At 35.9% G+C, this 19,741-nt stretch carries 17 protein-coding genes and 1 pseudogene; 7 read left to right on the forward strand and 11 right to left on the reverse strand.

The features are described 5' to 3' along the window. Positions 1–56 precede the first annotated feature (56 nt). The 3 genes from G9F74_RS09515 to G9F74_RS09525 form a co-directional block, all read right to left on the reverse strand. Positions 57–1,451 carry a C40 family peptidase gene (locus G9F74_RS09515; protein WP_016107244.1) on the reverse strand — a complete coding sequence of 465 codons (1,395 nt, stop codon included), beginning with the start codon at positions 1,449–1,451 and terminating at the stop codon, positions 57–59. A 160-nt stretch (positions 1,452–1,611) separates the two neighbouring features. Continuing rightward, positions 1,612–1,926, reverse strand: a complete 315-nt coding sequence (locus G9F74_RS09520; protein WP_000400852.1) for a winged helix-turn-helix transcriptional regulator — start codon at positions 1,924–1,926, stop codon at positions 1,612–1,614. Between the two features lie 171 nt (positions 1,927–2,097). Next, complete coding sequence (locus G9F74_RS09525; protein WP_000844774.1) at positions 2,098–2,940, reverse strand: DegV family protein; 843 nt, start codon at positions 2,938–2,940, stop codon at positions 2,098–2,100. Between the two features lie 238 nt (positions 2,941–3,178). On the opposite strand from G9F74_RS09525, the gene G9F74_RS09530 reads away from it, so the two are divergent. Further along, positions 3,179–3,814 (forward strand): YigZ family protein, encoded by a 636-nt coding sequence (locus G9F74_RS09530; protein ID WP_000926675.1) that lies wholly within the window; start codon positions 3,179–3,181, stop codon positions 3,812–3,814. 73 nt (positions 3,815–3,887) lie between these two features. Beyond that, on the forward strand, positions 3,888–5,030 hold the full coding sequence (locus G9F74_RS09535; protein WP_016107245.1) for an LCP family protein: 1,143 nt from the start codon (positions 3,888–3,890) through the stop codon (positions 5,028–5,030). A 40-nt stretch (positions 5,031–5,070) separates the two neighbouring features. On the opposite strand, the gene wecB is transcribed toward G9F74_RS09535, so the two are convergent. Next, positions 5,071–6,186, reverse strand: a complete 1,116-nt coding sequence (gene wecB / locus G9F74_RS09540; RefSeq protein ID WP_016107246.1) for a non-hydrolyzing UDP-N-acetylglucosamine 2-epimerase — start codon at positions 6,184–6,186, stop codon at positions 5,071–5,073. 74 nt (positions 6,187–6,260) lie between these two features. Beyond that, a complete protein-coding gene (locus G9F74_RS09545; protein ID WP_016107247.1) occupies positions 6,261–7,631 on the reverse strand; it encodes a UDP-glucose dehydrogenase family protein in 1,371 nt (456 codons plus the stop codon). Between the two features lie 435 nt (positions 7,632–8,066). Between G9F74_RS09545 and G9F74_RS09550 the strand changes: the two genes are divergently transcribed. The 3 genes from G9F74_RS09550 to G9F74_RS09560 all read left to right on the forward strand — a co-directional run bounded on the left by G9F74_RS09550 (position 8,067) and on the right by G9F74_RS09560 (position 12,865). Next, on the forward strand, positions 8,067–9,140 hold the full coding sequence (locus G9F74_RS09550; protein WP_000378305.1) for a glycosyltransferase family 4 protein: 1,074 nt from the start codon (positions 8,067–8,069) through the stop codon (positions 9,138–9,140). A gap of 207 nt (positions 9,141–9,347) precedes the next feature. Further along, positions 9,348–10,085, forward strand: a complete 738-nt coding sequence (locus G9F74_RS09555; RefSeq protein ID WP_016107248.1) for a polysaccharide deacetylase family protein — start codon at positions 9,348–9,350, stop codon at positions 10,083–10,085. A 104-nt stretch (positions 10,086–10,189) separates the two neighbouring features. Beyond that, positions 10,190–12,865, forward strand: coding sequence for a sigma-54-dependent transcriptional regulator (locus G9F74_RS09560; protein WP_016107249.1), 2,676 nt, complete (start codon positions 10,190–10,192; stop codon positions 12,863–12,865). Positions 12,866–13,035: 170 nt separating this feature from the next. Here the strand turns inward: G9F74_RS09560 and exsM are convergent, their stop codons facing one another. Continuing rightward, entirely contained in the window at positions 13,036–13,449 is a 414-nt protein-coding gene (exsM, locus tag G9F74_RS09565; protein WP_000207041.1) for an exosporium regulatory protein ExsM, read from the reverse strand. 189 nt (positions 13,450–13,638) lie between these two features. On the opposite strand from exsM, the gene G9F74_RS09570 reads away from it, so the two are divergent. Then, positions 13,639–14,820, forward strand: coding sequence for a chromate transporter (locus G9F74_RS09570; protein ID WP_016107250.1), 1,182 nt, complete (start codon positions 13,639–13,641; stop codon positions 14,818–14,820). Positions 14,821–14,858: 38 nt separating this feature from the next. Here the strand turns inward: G9F74_RS09570 and chbG are convergent, their stop codons facing one another. The 5 genes from chbG to G9F74_RS09595 all read right to left on the reverse strand — a co-directional run bounded on the left by chbG (position 14,859) and on the right by G9F74_RS09595 (position 19,075). After that, entirely contained in the window at positions 14,859–15,563 is a 705-nt protein-coding gene (chbG, locus tag G9F74_RS09575; RefSeq protein WP_000593458.1) for a chitin disaccharide deacetylase, read from the reverse strand. A 50-nt stretch (positions 15,564–15,613) separates the two neighbouring features. After that, positions 15,614–16,939 (reverse strand): 6-phospho-beta-glucosidase, encoded by a 1,326-nt coding sequence (celF, locus tag G9F74_RS09580; protein WP_016107251.1) that lies wholly within the window; start codon positions 16,937–16,939, stop codon positions 15,614–15,616. 3 nt (positions 16,940–16,942) lie between these two features. Then, positions 16,943–17,266, reverse strand: coding sequence for a PTS lactose/cellobiose transporter subunit IIA (locus tag G9F74_RS09585; RefSeq protein ID WP_000989050.1), 324 nt, complete (start codon positions 17,264–17,266; stop codon positions 16,943–16,945). 182 nt (positions 17,267–17,448) lie between these two features. After that, on the reverse strand, positions 17,449–18,756 hold the full coding sequence (gene celB / locus G9F74_RS09590) for a PTS cellobiose transporter subunit IIC (protein WP_001168852.1): 1,308 nt from the start codon (positions 18,754–18,756) through the stop codon (positions 17,449–17,451). A 16-nt stretch (positions 18,757–18,772) separates the two neighbouring features. Next, on the reverse strand, positions 18,773–19,075 hold the full coding sequence (locus G9F74_RS09595; RefSeq protein ID WP_001023563.1) for a PTS sugar transporter subunit IIB: 303 nt from the start codon (positions 19,073–19,075) through the stop codon (positions 18,773–18,775). 400 nt (positions 19,076–19,475) lie between these two features. Between G9F74_RS09595 and G9F74_RS09600 the strand changes: the two are divergent. Then, positions 19,476–19,741: pseudogene (locus G9F74_RS09600) on the forward strand (polyamine aminopropyltransferase); the annotation flags it as partial.

Genomic DNA, 19,741 nt, shown 5'->3' on the forward strand with positions numbered 1-19,741 from the left:
ACTTATAAAATAGTAAGCTATCGACTTTATACACGTGTTTTATTCGTTTATAAATCCTAGAATCGACCGTATCCTAAGAAATGTTTTTTGTTGTATGAACTGTTAATATCACCGTACGCAATTCCTTTATCACTAGCATGAATCATTTGGCCATTACCAACGTAAATACCGATGTGAGATGGACCTGCCTTATAAGTACCTTGGAAGAATACTAAATCTCCAGGTTGTGGGCTACTTACTTTAGAAACTGAGTTCCAGTAACCGTTAACGTCTTGACGACCTACACCAAAGATGTAAGAAATGAATCCACTACAATCAAAACCACCTTTTGATGGAGATGCACTTCCCCAAACATATGGCATACCTAAATATTGTTGTGCTTTACCAATTACGCCACCCGCATTTGAAGCTGGAGCTGGCTCTGGTTGTTTCTTCTCTTGTTTAGGTGTTTCTTGTTTAGGTGCTTCTTGTTTAGGCTCTTCTTTTTGAGCTTGTCCACCGTTGTTCGCTGGTGCAACTTGTTGAGCAGGCGCTTGCACTTCTTTAGCAGCTTGTTCTGCTTGTTTTTGAGCAGCGGCTTCTTGTGCAGCTTTTGCTTGTGCTTCCTGTTCAGCCATACGTTGTAATTGTAATGCTTGTTTTTCAAGCTCTTTCAATTGATCTTCCGTACTTGTCATCGTCGTTACAACTGTATCCATTTTACCACTTAAATCGTTTACTGCTGTTTCTTTTTTCGCTTTTTCAGCGTCAAGTTCTTTCTTAGCAGTTTCAATTTGAGCTTGTGCTTCTTTTAATTCTTTTTGTTTTTCTTTTACTGTTGCAACATCCTTTTTCACGTTCGCTTGATCTTCTTGTTGTGTTTTCATGATATCTTCGTCAGACTCAAGAATTTTAGAAACAGAAGTTAAACGATCAACTAAATCTGCAACGTTTTTAGAGTTTACAAGAACTTCTGTTACAACGTTCGTATTCGGCTGTTCTTGAAGCGCAACTAAACGTTTTCTTAATAAATCTTCACGTTTTGCGATTTTCGTTTGTAGTTCCGCAATGTCTTTGTTTTTCTTTTCGATTAATTGCTCAGTATCAGCAACTTTTTTCGTTGTTTCATCAAGCTTTGAAGCATTTTCTTGAACAGACTTATCTAAACCTTGAATTGTTTTATTTAATTCGTTCATTTGTTTTTGTAATTCATCACGTTCTTGTTGTTGTTTATGTAAAGTGTCATTTTGTGTATTAATTTGTGATTTCACGTCAGAAATATTATCTTCTGCAAATGCATTTGGTGTTAATCCTGAAAACATTAACCCTGCAACTAATGCGCAAGATGCCATTTTTAGCTTTTTCATTTTATTTTTTACACCGCTTTCTTTTTCTTTTTTCCGTATATAACCTATAAAATTTATACCATAATTCGGGATTTTTTTTGCCAATGTTACGTTTTTGTAAAACAAATGTAATATTATATGTGCATCTAGCGCAAAATACGTATATTTTTGTATGTATGTGTAGAATTTTTTAATTTTTCCTCATTGTTATAAACAAAGAAAAAACGCAAGGTGTCCCTTACGTTTTATTAAATATACGAATACAAATATAAATGAAATTGAAACGCTATTTCATCCATTTCTCAGCCCAATTTTGGACTTCATCCATAACACTTTCTAACGCTTTTCCTTTGTCAGTTAAGCCATACTCGATTCGAACTGGTACTTCTGGATAAACATTACGAACTACAATGCCTTCGCTTTCCAATTCCTTTAAACGCTCTGACAACATACGATCGCTCATATTCGGTATAATATCTGCGATTTCTCTAAAACGTTTCGGCTCTTCTAGCAAAGATTTAATGATTAAGCCAGTCCATTTTTTACTAAGCAAAGTAAAAGCTGACTCAAACTTTGGACATAAACAAGAATTATGCTCCATATGTTTCACCTCTCTTCTATTATAATATAGTTTCTTGTAAAAAGTAAGTTATAAAACTTTCCTCATATTTTATTTTACGTACATTTTATCATTTCCAAATATTAACTTGTCAACTATACGTAACATTTCCGTAAAAAAACCCTCTTCAAAAAGAGAGCCTTTTCTATCTTATTACTTCGTATACCATCCAAGACCAAGTGCACCTTCACCTAAATGCGTACCAATTACAGCACCAAAATAACCCGTGCGAATTGCGACATGAGGATATTTTGCTTCTAATTCTTGCTTCCATTCATTCGCTTCCTCTTCACGTTGCGCATGAATGATAACTGCTTCCATAGGTACACCTTTACTTGCTTGTTCATCAAAAATTTCAACGATACGTTTTAGCGCTTTTTTACGTGTACGAATCTTTTCAAATGGAATAATGACTTTCTCTCTAAAATATAAAACTGGCTTCACTTGTAGCAAGCTACCGATGAAAGCTTGCGCACTATTTAATCTTCCACCACGTTGTAAATGATGTAAATCATCCACTACAAAATATGCGTCCATCGTTTGCTTCATTTCATCAAAACGAGCGGTAATTTCTTCTGGTGTTTTTCCTTCACTTGCTAATTTCGCGCCTTCACGTACATAAAATCCTTGTACTTCACAACTAATTTCAGAGTCATACGTATATACTTCAATACCCTCTACCATCTGTCCAGCTGTCGTTGCTGTTTGGTATGTACCACTAATTCCACTTGAAAGATGAATACTAATAACTGCATCATATTCTTTAGATAATTCTTCGTATAACTCTAAAAACTTTCCAATCGCTGGCTGCGAAGTTTTCGGAAGTTCTTCCTGCTCACGTACTTTTACATAAAAATCATCTACTGAAATTTCAGCTTCTTCTTGATAAGATTCTGTTCCAAACACAACGTTTAATGGAATCATATATATATTTAGTTCGTCACGAATATGCTTCGGTATATATGCTGTACTATCAGTAACAATAGCTGTTTTCATTCTCGTACCTGCCTTATAAAAAATTTTTATCCCCTAATTTTACACGAAAACTAAAAAAGGTGCATCCATACATAAAAATACCGGTTGAGAATTATACTGAGCATCTCGACAAATTACAACAAAAAGATAAAATACTCATCAAAAATTTCAGCTTATTTATAAAAAATGTTTGAATATAAAAACGCCCGCTTTTAAAATGTAAAGTACTAGTCATTTTGACAGATAGGGGCGTATACCATTGTTATTACAATATTTAACAATAAAAGACTATGGCGAACACGAAATTGTCATTCAAAAATCAAGATTTATTTGTTATGTAAATAGAGCTACAACTGAAGAAGAAGCGCAAGCGTTTATACAAAAAATAAAAAAACAGCATTGGAATGCAACACATAACTGTTCAGCGTATTTAATTGGCGAACAAGATCAAATTCAAAAAGCGAACGATGACGGTGAACCGAGCGGCACAGCTGGTGTACCTATGTTAGAGGTATTAAAAAAACGCGGTTTAAAAGATACTGTTGTTGTCGTTACACGCTATTTCGGTGGCATTAAACTCGGTGCAGGTGGATTAATTCGCGCATACGGAAAATGTACAAGCGAAGGTATTAATCACGTCGGCATTGTCGAACGAAAACTAGTGCGGGTTATACAAACCGAGATTGATTACACTTTACTTGGCAAGCTAGAAAATGAATTACGCAATTCAAAATATGTCATTAAAGATATACATTATTTAGAAAATGTCACATTCGATACGTTTGTAGAAGAAGATGGAAAACAAGCATTCACAGATTGGATGATTGAATTAACAAATGGGAAATGTACAATTACAGAAGGAGATATGTTGTACTTAGAGCAAGATCTTATCTAAGAATAATGAAATTATCACCTTTAAAGATTAATGTAGTGAAGAACTTCTCTACAATGAACTAAGGAGATTATATATGGAAGAACGTTATCATCATCTCCAAAATCGCAGAATAAAAAAGAAGCGAAGAAGAAAACTTTTCTACTTCTTTATTTTCGCATTTTTATTTGGCAGTGTAGGAGTCTATATATTAAATTCCTACACTTCTCTTATGGGGATGTATAGTGGATTTAGTCGTGAAAAATCGGATTTAAGAACTAAAGATGTAGAAATTACAAAGCAACCTTTTACAATCCTCATTATGGGTATAGAAGATTATGCAACAGATGGTCAAAATGGACGTACAGACTCATTAATGTTTGCGACAGTCAATCCGAAAACTCAAAGGATTTCACTTATGAGTATTCCTCGGGATAGTCGCGTTCCAATTGTCGGAAAGGACAAAGAAGATAAGATTAACGCTGCGCATGCTTATGGTGGAGAACAAATGGCAATCAAAACTGTCGAAGGTTTTCTAAAAGTTCCTGTAGACCATTATATTAAAATTGATTTCCAAGGCTTTAAAGGTATCGTTAATGCTGTTGGCGGTGTTACCGTTGATGTCCCTTTCGATTTTTGGGAGCGCTCTGACGTGGATTACTACAAAAAAATCCAATTTAAGCAAGGGCAACAAAACTTAAACGGTGAAGAGGCACTCGCTTACGTCCGTATGCGAAAGCAGGATCCAAACGGTGATTACGGCCGAGCCGCTAGACAAAGACAATTGCTAGCCGCTGTTGCTCAAAAACTGAATTCTGCCTCTACTGTATTTAAAATTAAAGATTTAACGGCTGTCGTTGGAAAGTATATAAAAACCGACATTCCTATTTCAGACGGACTTGCTCTTTACAATAAACTTTCTGGTTTTGATCCTTCTACAATACAAACGTTAAAACTTGAAGGGGAAGACAAAAAAATAGGCGGTATTTATTACTTCCTTCCAGATCCAATCGGTGTAGAGACGGTACGTAATGAAATAGAAAAAGAACTAGGGGAAAAAGCAAAAACCCCAACAAATCCAAATACAAAAACCGATTCATCAAATCCTGACTCAAATCCTGACTCAAATTCTAACTCTAACGAAAAAGCAAAGAAAGAAACAAACCCGAGCAAAACACCAACTGAGCCGCCCCCTTCCACAAATGCTCATGCAGAGTGGATTATGAGAAATCAGGAATAACAAAAAGAGCCAAATCTTATACGATTTGGCTCTTTTTTATTTACTTATTAAAGTGTTGTAAAATTGATTCAACAATACGCTCTGATGCACGACCATCACCGTAAGGGTTAGATGCTTGCGCCATCTTATCATGAGCTTCTTTATCAGATAGTAACTCATCAGCAAGATTAAAGATTGTCTCCTCATCTGTTCCTGCTAATTTTAACGTACCTGCTTCAATACCTTCTGGGCGCTCTGTTGTATCACGTAGAACAAGAACTGGCACGCCAAGTGATGGTGCTTCTTCTTGAACACCGCCAGAATCAGTTAACATTAAGTATGAACGAGCTGCAACATTATGGAAATCAATTACATCTAGTGGCTCGATTAAATGAATATGGCTATGTTCTCCTAAAATATCATTTGCTGTTTCACGAACAACAGGGTTCATGTGAACAGGGTACACGACTTGCACATCTTCATGTTTATCAACAAGGCGCTTAATTGCACGGAACATATTACGCATTGGTTCACCTAAGTTTTCACGGCGATGCGCTGTCATCAGTACAAGGCGATCATTTCCAAGCTTCTCTAGTACCGGATGACTGTATGTTTCTTTTACAGTCGTTTTCAGTGCGTCAATCGCTGTATTTCCTGTTATGAAAATGCGTGACTCATCTTTATTTTCTCTCTGTAAGTTCGTTGCTGATTTCGCTGTCGGTGAGAAATGAAGGTCTGCCATTACACCTGTTAATTGACGATTCATCTCTTCTGGATATGGAGAATACTTATCCCATGTACGAAGTCCAGCTTCAACATGACCCACTGGAATTTGATTATAAAAAGCAGCTAAGCTAGCAATAAATGTTGTTGTTGTATCACCATGTACAAGGACGATATCAGGCTTTGCTTCTTTCATTACTTTGTCTAAACCTTCTAAACCGCGCGTTGTAATATCAATTAAAGTTTGACGATCTTTCATAATATTCAAATCGAAATCTGGCGTAATTCCAAAGATGCTTAATACTTGATCTAACATTTGACGATGTTGTGCTGTTACAGTCACAATTGATTCGATTTTTTCTGGATGCTTTTGCAACTCTAATACAAGAGGTGCCATTTTAATTGCTTCTGGACGTGTCCCGAAAATTGTCATTACTTTTAAACGTTCAGTCATTTTATTGCCTCTTTTCTCTCACTAGTTACAGTTTCTATTATGACGTATAAGAATAAACAAGGAACTTGCTCTTTTTATCGAATAGTAGCAACATGATTATTACAAACATTCTTTCGTCCCACTGAGTAGTAATCTATCCCTTGCTTTCTAGCATCCTCATTAGTATAACAATTTCTCCCATCAAATAGAATAGCCTCCCCCATAAGTTGTACATACTTTTCTAATGGATATGTTCGAATAGATTCCCATTCCGTTACGATAAAAACTGCACTCGCGCCTCTAATCGATTCATCTATACATTCAGCATATTGTATCGTCTTTCCAAATGTTTGTTGTACATGCTGAATTGCTTTCGGATCGTATACAACTACATCCGCACCTATATTAATCAATTCTTGTATGATAATAAGAGATGGTGCTTCTCTAATATCGTCTGTATTCGGTTTAAATGCTGCTCCAAGAACTGCAACCCGTTTCTTATTCATATTTATTACTTTTTTCGCTTTTTCAACTAATAACAACTGCTGCTTATTATTCACTTCAATGACCGCTTTTAATAAACGAAAATCATGAGAAACATTTCCCGCCATTTGTACAAGTGCTTTCGTATCTTTCGGAAAACACGATCCCCCATATCCAATGCCCGCCTGTAAAAAATGGGTACCAATTCTCTTATCCATCCCCATTCCTTTTGCTACATCTAATACATTTGCTCCTACCTTCTCACATATATTTGAAATTTCATTAATAAAGCTAATTTTTGTAGCCAAGAATGCATTAGACGCGTATTTAATCATCTCTGCACTCTTAATATCTGTAATATACGTTTGCAAGCATAATGCACTGTACAAATCCTCTACTTTAAGTGCAACTTTCTCATCATCCGCTCCAATTACAATACGATCACCATGGAAGAAATCATAAATACCGGAACCTTCTCGTAAAAACTCTGGATTCGATACGACATGTAATTTGTGCCTCCCTTTTAACTTCGCCTCAATCCATCCCTGCATCGCTTCATTTGTACCTACAGGAACCGTACTTTTCGTAACAACAATAATATCGTTATTCACGTACGTCCCAATATCCTCACACGCACGCTTAATATACGTTAAATCAGCTCTCCCATTTGCTAATGATGGTGTTCCAACCGCAATAAATATAAATTCAGCATTGTTAAAAGCTTTTAATTTACTTGTTGTAAAAGTTAACTTTGCACACTTATACGCATCATGTATTAATTCATGTAAGCCACATTCATAAATAGGTAAATCCCCTTGTTTTATCCGTTCAATTTTTTCATAATCTATATCAAAACATGTGACCGAATGTCCCAGTTTTGCCAAACCTACTCCTGTAATTAATCCAACATATCCAGTACCAATTATCGTAATTTTCATTTCCCCTTCGCACAGGAATATACAATAGAAAATATACGAATACATAGAATTCCCCTGTGCTTCCTCCTCTCATATTAAAAATGAGAAAACATTTTACTTCTCTATTATATGAATTACCTTTTCCATACTTTTTTAAGTTTTTGTAAAATTACATAAGAGAATATAAATTACCATATTTTAACACGAGACTTACTCATTTCTACGTGTAACACTTATAATACTGAAATAAAAATACTCACTATAGGAGAGGCGCGAAAATGGTCTATTATAAATACCAACAAACGCAACCTTCTTAAATGAGCTAACATTCCATATACAATTGTCATATCTTCTATTCACTTCCACTTACTACAAAAAGAAAAAAAGATTGAATTCTAATCTTTTTGTGATACCATATGTTATGAGCCTGCAAATAAACATCATAATTTTCAGATAAATAAACTAAAAAATTATGTTAGACTATAAAAAGGTGGGGTATTAATGGACTCACAAGTGATTTATGCCATTTTGGCATCTTTCATCACTGTACTCGTCGTTACTCCTTTAGTTATTAAATTAGCTTTTAAAATAGGAGCAACAGATAAGCCAAATGCGCGTAAAGTACACCAAAAGATTATGCCTCGTCTTGGCGGATTAGCAATATTTATCGGTGTAGCTGTAGGATTTGTTGTTGGCGGGTTATATGAACAAAGAATGTTATCGATAACATTAGGTGCGATTATCATTGTAATCATCGGGATTTTAGATGATATGTACGAACTATCTGCGAAGGTAAAATTCGGTGGACAACTATTAGTTGCAGCTATGATTGTAAAAAGTGGATTATTAGTGCAAGTATTATATATTCCAATCCTCGGGGATACTGAACTTGGATGGCTTGCTTATCCAATTACAGTGTTTTGGATTGTAGGTATTACAAATGCAATCAACTTAATTGACGGATTAGATGGATTGTCCGCTGGAATTTCATCTATCGTACTTGCAACGCTGGCATATATGGCCTTCACTAGCCCATGGGGTACTGGAACAGCTATCATTTTACCTCTAGCACTAATTGCACTTGCAAGTACACTTGGATTTTTATTCTATAACTTCCATCCAGCAAAAATTTTCATGGGAGATACAGGAGCACTATTTTTAGGATACTGTATTTCTGTCATATCGTTACTTGGATTATACAAAAGTGTAACGTTATTCAGCTTCATCGTTCCAGTTATCATTTTAGGTGTACCTGTATTTGATACGGCATTCGCAATTATCCGCCGTATCGTAAATAAAAAACCTATTTCAGCGCCAGATAAATCGCATTTACATCACCGTTTGCTTGCAATGGGATTCTCTCATCGTAAAACGGTACTAATTATATACGCATTCGGTATCTTCTTTAGTGTAAATGCCATTATTTTCACTAGTGCAACATTATGGTTATCCATTATTCTTCTTTTCATTTTAATCTTCTTCACAGAAATCATTGCTGAAATAATCGGCCTTGTACACGAACGTTACAAACCAATTATTTCCTTCTATAAAAAAATGAAAAAACGCGAAGACTAATTGTAGTATAGCCTTTACAATTATGAAATATTCAAATAGCATCCTCTTTCTTTGAAGAGGATGCTATTTTTTATTTTTTTACTCCTTATTTGACATTTCCAAAATATAGATTGTTTGAGAGTCCCTTTATTGGAGAAAGATATACATAATAAAAAAGTATCAAATTTTATTTTTTACATCTTGATTGTCAAACTGAGGGTGAATGTTATGATCAAGCGAGTATTTCAATGTATCATTTTATTTTTCACAATTACTATATACACGTCATCTAATCCTGAAGCAACTACAATTATTCCTGCTGAACATCATCCAAATGCTGAAACGACCTCTCCTACACAAAAGATTGCGTATTTAACATTTGATGACGGACCAAACAAATATACGATGCAAATTTTAAACATTTTAAAAGAAAAGAATGGAAAAGCAACCTTCTTTGTTATTGGCGGAAAAGTACCGCATTACCAAAAGACGATGCAGCGATTAATTAAAGACGGACATTATATTGGACTTCATAGTATGTCACACGATGTAAAACGCCTTTATACTGGCGATCCTTCCACTTTAATTATAGAAATGGAACAAACTCAAAACATTGTCCAGCAAGTTACAAAATTAAATACACACCTCGTCCGCGTTCCATACGGTAGCATGCCTTACTTAAAAAAGAATTATCGTGATGCTCTTGTATCAGCTCGATATAAAATGTGGGATTGGACAATTGATACATATGATTGGAAAAGCTATGACAATCCTTCTGCCATACTAGAAAGAGTACGTAATCAAAGTGATGAACAAGTCGAAGTTATTTTAATGCATGATTCAAGTGTCACTGTACAAATACTGCCAAAAGTAATCGATTATTTACAGTCACAAGGATACAAACTTCTTCCTTATAATCCCTCTTCCCATCTCGAAGTTAATTTTTGGAAAGACACAAGATTGTAACAGCTTTAGTGCCTATATGCTAAAGCTGTTTTATTTTTCTCTTCCCACCCTTCTCATTTTTGTGTAAAATTTTAAATAGTGATGAAGTTTCGAGGTGAATAGAAATGAAACGAATAGATCTCATTTTTAACGCAATACAAGAAGGAAATTATACAGAAGGTATAACCGCATTAGAACTCGCTACCCTGTTGCAACTAGATCGTGCCAATGTAAGTAGCGATTTAAACAAACTTGTAAAAGATAAACGTTTATTAAAAACAAATACGCGCCCTGTTCGTTTTTATATAGAAACGAACACTTCGTTGGAAACGCATTCAAAAGACGTGACTTCACTAGATACATTTGCAATTGAAAATACGAGCCTTAAAATCGCAATTGAAAAGGCGAAAGCTTCTATTCTCTATCCTCCAAACGGTATGCATACTTTACTGCTAGGAGAAACAGGAGTCGGAAAATCTATGTTTGCTTCTTTAATGCACGAATATGCAATTGAAGTTGAGCAGCTTCCAAAAAAGGCACCATTTATCGTCTTTAACTGTGCTGATTATGCAAACAATCCACAGCTACTACTTGGACAGTTATTTGGGATCAAAAAAGGAGCTTACACAGGTGCGAATGATCAAAAAGGGTTAATTGAAAAAGCACATGAAGGAATTCTTTTCTTAGATGAAGTACACCGCCTTCCTCCAGAAGGACAGGAAATGCTCTTCACTTTTATTGACCGCGGAGTATATCGCCGCCTAGGAGAAACAGAAAACGAGCGTAAAGCACAAGTATTAATCATTACTGCAACAACAGAAGAACCAAATTCATTTTTATTAAAAACATTTACAAGACGTATACCGATGACTGTCACGCTTCCACCACTTCGTGAGCGTACACATAAAGAACGCTTTGCTTTACTACAACTATTTTTCACAAATGAAGCAATTCGGCTAAGGAAAGAAATTCATGTTAGCCCGAACGCAATGCGTGCTTTCGTCTTTTACAATTGTCCCAATAACATCGGTCAATTAAAAACAGATGTACAAATCGCCTGTGCGAAAGCTTATTCTGATTTTGTAACAAAGAAACGTGATTCTGTCTATGTTTCAAGTACAGATTTACCTTGGTATATGAAAGAAGGGCTATTTATTGAAAGAAAGAGCCGTCATCTATACCAAATACCAAATGAAACATTTGTATTTACGGGAGATGAAGGTTGGAGTAAACATAAAGCAGAAGATGAAAAACGGTCTTCTATTTACGACTATATTGATTATAAATATGAAGAACTTCAAGCACGCGGTATTGAAGAGGAAGAATTAGAATTACTAATAGAAAATGATATTCAAAGCTTTTTCGTACAATATTTTAACCAAATGTCCAAAAAGACAAGTCATGAAAATGTTTTTAAAATTGTTGATCGTAACATCGTTTCCGTATGTGAAAAAATTGCGGAGCTCGCTGAAAAACATTTATCTAAGACGTTTGATGAAAAAGTCTTTCTCGCATTAAGTTTACATGTACAGACAACTCTACAACGTTTACAAAGCGGGAAGCAAATTCATCACCCACAATTGAATCAAATTCGTACGAAATATAAAGAAGCTTTTTCCGTAGCTATGCAATGCATTCAACTACTGGAAGAAGAATTACAAATAACCATGCCCATGGATGAAGCTGGCTTCTTAACAATGTTCTTCGTTGTTGATCCAATTCCTGCTTCCCAAACAGAAGTAAAAGTATTAATATTAGCGCACGGTAATGGCATCGCAACAGAAATGGCAAACGTTGCAAATGAACTCCTCGGTATTGATGAAGTGACCGGTATTGATATGCCGCTACATGAATCACCGAAAGATTTTTTAGAACGGGTTAAAGTGTATATGAAAACACTTCAAAATGTAAACGGGCTTCTCTTACTTGTTGATATGGGGTCTCTTGCCTATATCGGTGATATATTAGAAACTGAATTCAAAATTCCTGTACGTGTCCTTTCCATGACAAGTACTCCACACGCACTAGAAGCAGCTCGAAAAGCTCAGCTCGGCTATTCATTAGATGCACTATATGAAACAGTAAAGAACTTAACGCCGTTCTATTTAAACGTACAAGAAGAAAAGAAAAAGCCACTATCACCAATGAAGTCTGTTATTTTAACAGCTTGTTTAACTGGTGAAGGAAGTGCCTTAGCTATTCAAAAAATGTTAGAGAACTATTTACGATTTGATAAAGACTTAATTGAAATTATTCCAATTAGTATCGTCCATGAAAAAGATTTAACGAAAATGATTGAGAACATAAAAAAAGAGCGTAATATCATTTGTATCGTTACAAATTTCGATGTGCAAGTTCCATGTTTAACATATCATTTCCAAGATATTGTGAACTACACAGCGATTCAGCCAATTCAAGAATTAATTACGTATGAAGAAACATATGCGAAAATGGCCGATATTCTTGAACAACAAATGCAGCGTAACGACGGGGCATTACTAATTAAAACAATTCGTTACGCACTAAATACAATTCAAGAATTAATTTCCTTGCAGCTAACTCCTGATAGCTTAATGGGTGTTATTTTGCATATGAGCTGTATGGTTGATCGTCTTCAAAAAGGAGAAAAACTTCTTCCTCATCCTGATAAAGAAAAAAGAAGACAAGATGAGTACTGGATGTATATGAAAGTGAAAAAAGCATTACAACCAATTGAAAATACATTTGAAATACAAATACCAGATGATGAAGTATTTTATATCATGGACTTCTTTATTAAAAATCAGCCTGTTAAAAGTTAAACAAGTAACCTTTAGCGACACTCCTTCGAATAAAGTGAAGGCTTTTACGGGCAGTTAATGCAGGATAAATTTATATCGACGATTTTCAAAATATATGAATGTATCGTCAATACACATCATCCTATCTAATTCGAAAAGGCTGTTCCAATTTTTTGGAACAGCCTTTTCATTTACTTCTTTACCTTTCTAATCCGCCCTCTTATTTCTCCTTTTTTATGTGATTTCGTATGAACATTTACATATACATTAGCTTGAATAATTTCTTGGAGAAAATGAACAAGGGATTTTCCTTGTAAAGGCCCTTCGAATTCCTCCACATTTACGGCACCAGTAATGCTTCCCTCATTCAAACTAATCCCTTGCTCTAGCGGACCGTATAAATAGAAAACAACGGGACCAATTTGACTGGACTTCCCTAAATGAATTTGACACGACGTGACCTTTTCTATATTTTTTAATATTACCCTGTAATGCAACTTCGTTAAATCATCACTAAAAATAAACTCTGCTACCCCAAAAGCTTCTGTATTTACAGGAGGCAATTCCCTCTTCCCTGTTAACCTAGCAAAAAAGTGTGTTGTCATAGGGCATTCTCCTTATATCAATTTCCCAGCACTTCTTTTACTACTTTATGGTTTACACATAATCATTTATGACTTTTTCAACTTTTAATTACGAAGAAAAGATTCACAAAATCTTTACATAAGAATCATTTCTTTTGCTTTACCACCTCTTGTATAATGCACATAGAAAAAACTTTCTAGGAGGTTACTTTGAAAAATAACAACTACTCTTTTCGATTATTAGTCGAGATTTTTCTCGTCTCATTTAAATTAGGACTTACTTCATTCGGCGGTCCCGTCGCTCATCTTGGTTATTTTCATCATGAATACGTGCAAAAAAGAAAATGGATGGATGAAAAAAGTTACGGAGACTTAGTAGCACTGTGTCAATTCCTTCCTGGTCCCGCTAGTAGTCAAGTCGGTATGGGCGTTGGATTATTAAGGGGCGGGCTATTAGGAGCAATTATCTCTTGGATTGGTTTCACCCTCCCCTCTGTTCTCGTTTTAGTCTTTTTTGCTTCATTCCTTAATCAATTCGAAATTGGAAGTACAGGATGGATTCATGGACTCAAACTTGTAGCAGTCGCAATTGTCGCTCATGCAATATGGGGAATGGCTCAAAAGCTAACTCCAGACCGAAACCGTGCAACAATCGCCATTGTAACTGCCGCGATTGCCTTGTTATGGCCAAGTAGCTGGACACAAATCATTCTCATTTTACTTTCAGGGCTGATCGGCTGGCTTTTATATAAAACTCCTCAAAACGCCCAAGTCTATAAAATACAAATTTCTATTTCAAAAACGATGGCTAGTTCTTGTCTCATTTTATTTTTCGGACTATTACTATTGCTACCAATACTACGACCGCTCTCTCCTCATATCGCATTATTTGATAGCTTTTACCGTTCTGGTTCTCTCGTATTTGGCGGAGGGCACGTCGTACTCCCTCTTCTTGAGAGTGAGTTTGTACAAAACGGGCTGATGACAAAAGAACAATTTTTAGCTGGATACGGATTAACACAAGCGGTGCCAGGACCTCTCTTTACATTTGCTTCTTATATAGGGGCAGTGCTAAACGGAACCACTGGAGCAGTAATCGCAACAATCGCTATCTTCCTTCCTGCCTTTTTGCTCGTTATTGGTGTTTTACCATTTTGGGACAGTGTAAGAAAGGTACCCGCTATACAAGGCGCATTACTCGGTGTTAACGCCTCAGTTGTCGGTATTTTAATTGCCGCTTTTTACGATCCAATTTGGACGAGTACAATTATGAATGCTTCAGATTTTGTCTTTGCATCTCTTCTTTTTGGCTTACTAACTTTTTGGAAAACACCGCCTTGGATTATCGTTATACTCGGGGCTTTTGGTGGATATGTTATATCTATTTTATAAATATAAAAAACGACGGCCACTTAGCCGTCGTTTTCCTATTAAAACTTCACAAGCTCTATTCCTTCAGGTAACTCACTCTCCGTTAAAATACGCAATTCTTTCACACGATCCATTACGTAAGAAGAACGTTTCACAAGCTCTGGATCAATATACGCTGGATGTACCATAATTTCTATCGTTTGTTCATCCTTCACTCTTCCTTTTAACTTGGAAAAGTAATCTTCCGTCACACCATCCGCGTAAAAATCGCTATAAAACACATCAGAAAATGGGCGCACTGCTCTATCTTCCTCACAACGACGAATCGGAACGTTATATTTACTTGCTAACATCTCAAGAACATCGTGTAAAACCTTTAATCCATGCACATGATGATGACTATCTAAATGAGTTGGTGTTAATCCGTAAGATAAAAATTTCTCAATTTGAGCAGTCCATTCTCTCTCAACTTCTTCAGGATTTATATTCCCTTCCCTTACAACACGTTGTTTATGGAACGCCCCATCTTTCCCTACAAGGGATGGTACATCCTTTAAAAGTGGTTCTCCTGCCGTTAATACGAGATGCACACCTACTCCTAACGTTTTATAATCTTTCGCTAAGCGTACGGCATGCTCTGTTCCTGGCATATTCATCATCATTGTCGTTGAGTTTACAAGTCCATTTATATGTCCATCAATAATACCGTAATTTGTACCTTCTGTAAGACCGAAATCATCTGCATTTACAATCAACTTAATCATCATAATACCTCCTATTAGAATAAAAAAAGCGGGCTAAATAGCGCCGCTTTTTACTTCTCTACCTTTTTAAAGAACTGTGGAAGATATTTTTTATGTGCTTCCAACATTTCATCTAAAATTTGTTTTGCAACTTTATCTGACGGTACAAGTGGATTAATTGTCATAGCAAGCAGCGCCTTATGATAATCCCCTGTAACAGCAGCTTCAATTGTTGTGCGCTCAAATGATTTAATTTGCTGTACTAAACCGCGAACTGGTACTGGAAGATCTCCGACCGCAATTGGTTTTGGGCCTTCTTTCGTAATAATACAGTTCACTTCAACAGCAGAATCATGTGGTAAACTTGCAATTGTTCCGTTGTTTCTTGTATTAACAGGCTGGATATCACCTTTATTATTGTAAATAGACGTAATTAAGCTACATGCTGCATCACTGTAATAAGCTCCGCCACGTTTTTCTAATTGTGGTGGCTTAATATCTAAATTCGGGTCTTTATATAACTCGAATAAATCATCTTCTAATTGTTTTACTACTTCTGCACGTGTACCTTTTTCAATTGAAGCTTCTTTCTCTTCTTCTAACATTTCACGTGTTTTGTAGTAATAACGATGATATGGACATGGAATTGCGCGAAGACCGCGAATAAAGTCTGGCTCCCAATTAAGAGCAGCGATATTTTCCATCGTAATTTGCTTTTCTGGATCTGTTACAAGCTCTAACACTCGATCCATTACACTTACGCCATCTAAATATACATCTAATCCGTATACCATATGGTTTAAACCTGCGAAATCAACATGTACACGACTTGCATCTACTTCAAGTAATCTCGCAAGACCCATGCGAATTCCGATTGGAACGTTACATAGACCAACTACTCTTTGAATATTTGTATAGCGAAGGACAGCTTCTGTTACCATACCAGCTGGGTTAGCAAAGTTAATTAACCATGCATTTGGACAAAGTTCCTCCATATCTTTACAAATATCTAAAATAACAGGAATCGTTCTCAGCGCTTTAAATAAACCACCAGGACCATTCGTTTCCTGACCGATTACATCATATTTTAACGGAATTGCTTCATCTTTTGCACGTGCTTCTAATAAACCGACGCGAAGCTGTGTTGTTACGAAGTCAGCACCTTTTAATGCCTCGCGGCGATCAAGTGTTAAATGCACTTCGATTGGTAAACCTGATTTTTTCACCATACGTTTCGCTAAGTTACCAACGATTTCTAACTTTTCTTTTCCTGCCTCAATATCTACTAACCAAATTTCACGAACAGGAAGCTCATCATAACGTTTAATAAATCCTTCAATTAACTCTGGTGTATAACTAGATCCACCGCCGATTGTAGCAATTTTAATTCCAGTCATGCTTTATTCCCCTTTCGCTTCAAGCTTTTTATAAAGATCGATAAACTCTGCTGCTAATTCTTTTACTGTAATCGCATTCATTAAATGATCTTGTGCATGGATTAAAAGAACACTAATCTCTGTTTTTTCTCCTCTTGCTTCTGATTGTATGAGCTCTGTTTGGAAATGATGCGCTTCATTAATCGCTTCTTTCGCCTTTACCATCGCTTCATCTGCTTCTGCCATTTTCCCCTGTTTGGCAAATTGAAGTGCCTCCATTGCAAAGCTTCTTGCATTACCACTATTTAAAATCAATTGGAATGGAATTTGTTCTGCTGTAGTCATCATAATTACCGCCCTCTCTATTATGGTTCAACCGATTTAAATACCCCTTCAGTTTGAACATGTCTATTAAATTATTATTTTATGAATGATAGTTTGGTGTTCTTATAGATGTTTTTCATCTTTTTGAACATGATATAAAGGTAATTGTTCTGACGAGCTATACAAACTCGTCAGAACAACACTTTTTAAAGTGATACTGAATTGTCGTTTCCTTTTGTTTCAGCTTTCGCAGCCTGTACATACGTACGGTCACACATTAATACGAATGGATAGTAAATAACTACCGCGATTGCAAAGTTTACAAGCTGTAGTACAGCACCAGCAATACTTCCGCCCGCTACAAGATAACCACTAAAGATTGGTGGCATTGTCCATGGAACTAAAGCAACTGTTTTTGGTACCCATCCTAAAGAAATTGCTGTATAAGAAGTAATTACTAATACAACTGGTGTAAGTACGAATGGAATGATTAACGCTGGGTTTAATACAATTGGTGTACCGAAAATAACTGGTTCGTTAATATTGAAGAAACCAGGACCGATAGATACGCGACCTACACCACGAAGTTGCGCACTTTTTGCAACAAGCATTACCGCTACTAAGAATGCTAATGTTGCACCTGATCCACCGATGTATACGTATACATCAAAGAATGGCTTTGTGAAAATGTGCGGTACATCATATGCAGACATACCATCGTTAAATAATTTAATGTTCTTTTCTAGTGCTGGTAAATAGATTGGGTCGATAATACCACCGATAATATTAGGACCATGTAATCCGAAGAACCATAATACGTGAATAAGTAATGCGATAATAATTGCACTTGGTAACGTACCTGCTAAACCTTGTAATGGTAATTGAATTGTTTCAAATACGATTTTATGAATACTTGTTCCCGCTAATTTCACAGCTAATTGAATACTTGCTGTTGCGATTAAAATAACGAATGCTGGAACTAATGCTGCGAAGGATTTCATTACTGCTGGTGGAACACCATCTGGCATCTTAATTGTAATATCTCTTTGAACAAAGAACCTGAATACCTCGGTTACAAGAAGAGCTACAATGATAGAAACGAATAAACCTTGTGATCCTGTCCAAGCTAAATCAATACCGCCTTCTTTTGGCGTTGTCGGAGATATAATAATTAATGCACCGAATGTAATAATTGCTGCTGACAACGCGTCTACACCGTAAGATTTCGCTAAATTATAACTTATTCCAACTGCGGCTATGAGAGCTAATATTGCAAAGGACCCTGTCCACATACCACCGCCGATATCTTTCCAAACATCCCCAAATGCACCCTTCATAAGTTTTTGGAATGCATCAACTGGTAGATTATTTATAAGTACTGCAAACGATCCAACTAAAATAAGAGGCATAACTGCGATAAAACCATCACGGATTGCAACTAAATGACGCTGCGATCCGATTCTTCCTGCGACTGGAACTAAATATTTTTCCATAAATGCAATAAATTTTTGCATTTCGCTTCCCCCCTAATTATTTTTTAAGTGTTAGTGCGTGATCTAAAACTGCTTCTCCATTCATCATGCCGTAGTGCATTGGATTAATAACATCAATTCCAACGTTTTTCTCATCAGCAAGCGTTTTCATTGAAGAGAGCATGTAACGAACTTGTGGTCCTAATAATAGTACATCTGCTTGATCGATATTGTTTTTTACTGCATCCCCAGATACAGCCCAAATCTTTCCTTCTAAACCGCGAGCTTTTGCAGCCGCTTCCATTTTTGTAACTAGTAAACTTGTAGACATCCCTGCTGAGCAACATAATAAAATATTCATTTGAAAATCCCCCTTGTGTAGTATAAAAAGTTTATGTTATTTATTTTTCTTTACGCTATTTATCAATGCAATTAGCGTGCCAACTTTTTAAAATCACTAAAATCAGCGCTTTTTCGAGCATTTTCTTTGTGTGTTAACGCTTTCAATTAGTGTGTCCCCCAAAAAAACACACAGTGTGTTATAAAACAACACACTTTTAACACATAACTGTATGAAAATAGATTAGTGTTTAGTTGTCTAGTTGTATTTAAAATAAAAAAACACTAAAAAATTTTTTCAGCTTGAAAATCCAGTAAAAAAATAAACCTCTCTTGAACACACTCTTCTATCTATTGTCCAAGCAAACTCTACTAAATTACATAGAATAAAATAAAATAACACAATTCGAAAGGGGATTCCTATGCCAAAACATAGAAAACAAAGCAAAATAAAGATTTATAGAATAACAAGCTATAAAAAAGACGAGCGCTCTGAATTAGACTCTGACAAATTTGAACTAGAACAGCAGGAAATAGAAAATAAGCAGGACAAGCACGACAAACAAGACAAACAAGACAAACAAGACAAACAGGACAAACAGGACAAACAGGACAAACAAGACAAACAGGACAAACAGGACAAACAGGACAAACAAGACAAACAGGACAAACAGGACAAACAGGACAA

The organism is Bacillus sp. EKM202B (genome assembly GCF_011066025.1).
Lineage (GTDB): Bacteria > Bacillota > Bacilli > Bacillales > Bacillaceae_G > Bacillus_A > Bacillus_A toyonensis.

What these genes read in the sequence shown, in the direction of transcription:
- G9F74_RS09560 (WP_016107249.1), top strand. Translation starts at nt 10,190, where the DNA reads ATGAAACGAATAGATCTCATTTTTAACGCAATACAAGAAGGAAATTAT.
- chbG (WP_000593458.1), bottom strand. Translation starts at nt 15,563, where the DNA reads ATGATTAAGTTGATTGTAAATGCAGATGATTTCGGTCTTACAGAAGGT.
- G9F74_RS09550 (WP_000378305.1), top strand. Translation starts at nt 8,067, where the DNA reads ATGGACTCACAAGTGATTTATGCCATTTTGGCATCTTTCATCACTGTA.
- celB (WP_001168852.1), bottom strand. Translation starts at nt 18,756, where the DNA reads ATGCAAAAATTTATTGCATTTATGGAAAAATATTTAGTTCCAGTCGCA.
- celF (WP_016107251.1), bottom strand. Translation starts at nt 16,939, where the DNA reads ATGACTGGAATTAAAATTGCTACAATCGGCGGTGGATCTAGTTATACA.
- G9F74_RS09545 (WP_016107247.1), bottom strand. Translation starts at nt 7,631, where the DNA reads ATGTATTCGTATATTTTCTATTGTATATTCCTGTGCGAAGGGGAAATG.
- G9F74_RS09585 (WP_000989050.1), bottom strand. Translation starts at nt 17,266, where the DNA reads ATGATGACTACAGCAGAACAAATTCCATTCCAATTGATTTTAAATAGT.
- G9F74_RS09525 (WP_000844774.1), bottom strand. Translation starts at nt 2,940, where the DNA reads ATGAAAACAGCTATTGTTACTGATAGTACAGCATATATACCGAAGCAT.
- exsM (WP_000207041.1), bottom strand. Translation starts at nt 13,449, where the DNA reads ATGACAACACACTTTTTTGCTAGGTTAACAGGGAAGAGGGAATTGCCT.
- wecB (WP_016107246.1), bottom strand. Translation starts at nt 6,186, where the DNA reads ATGACTGAACGTTTAAAAGTAATGACAATTTTCGGGACACGTCCAGAA.
- G9F74_RS09535 (WP_016107245.1), top strand. Translation starts at nt 3,888, where the DNA reads ATGGAAGAACGTTATCATCATCTCCAAAATCGCAGAATAAAAAAGAAG.
- G9F74_RS09555 (WP_016107248.1), top strand. Translation starts at nt 9,348, where the DNA reads ATGATCAAGCGAGTATTTCAATGTATCATTTTATTTTTCACAATTACT.
- G9F74_RS09520 (WP_000400852.1), bottom strand. Translation starts at nt 1,926, where the DNA reads ATGGAGCATAATTCTTGTTTATGTCCAAAGTTTGAGTCAGCTTTTACT.
- G9F74_RS09595 (WP_001023563.1), bottom strand. Translation starts at nt 19,075, where the DNA reads ATGAATATTTTATTATGTTGCTCAGCAGGGATGTCTACAAGTTTACTA.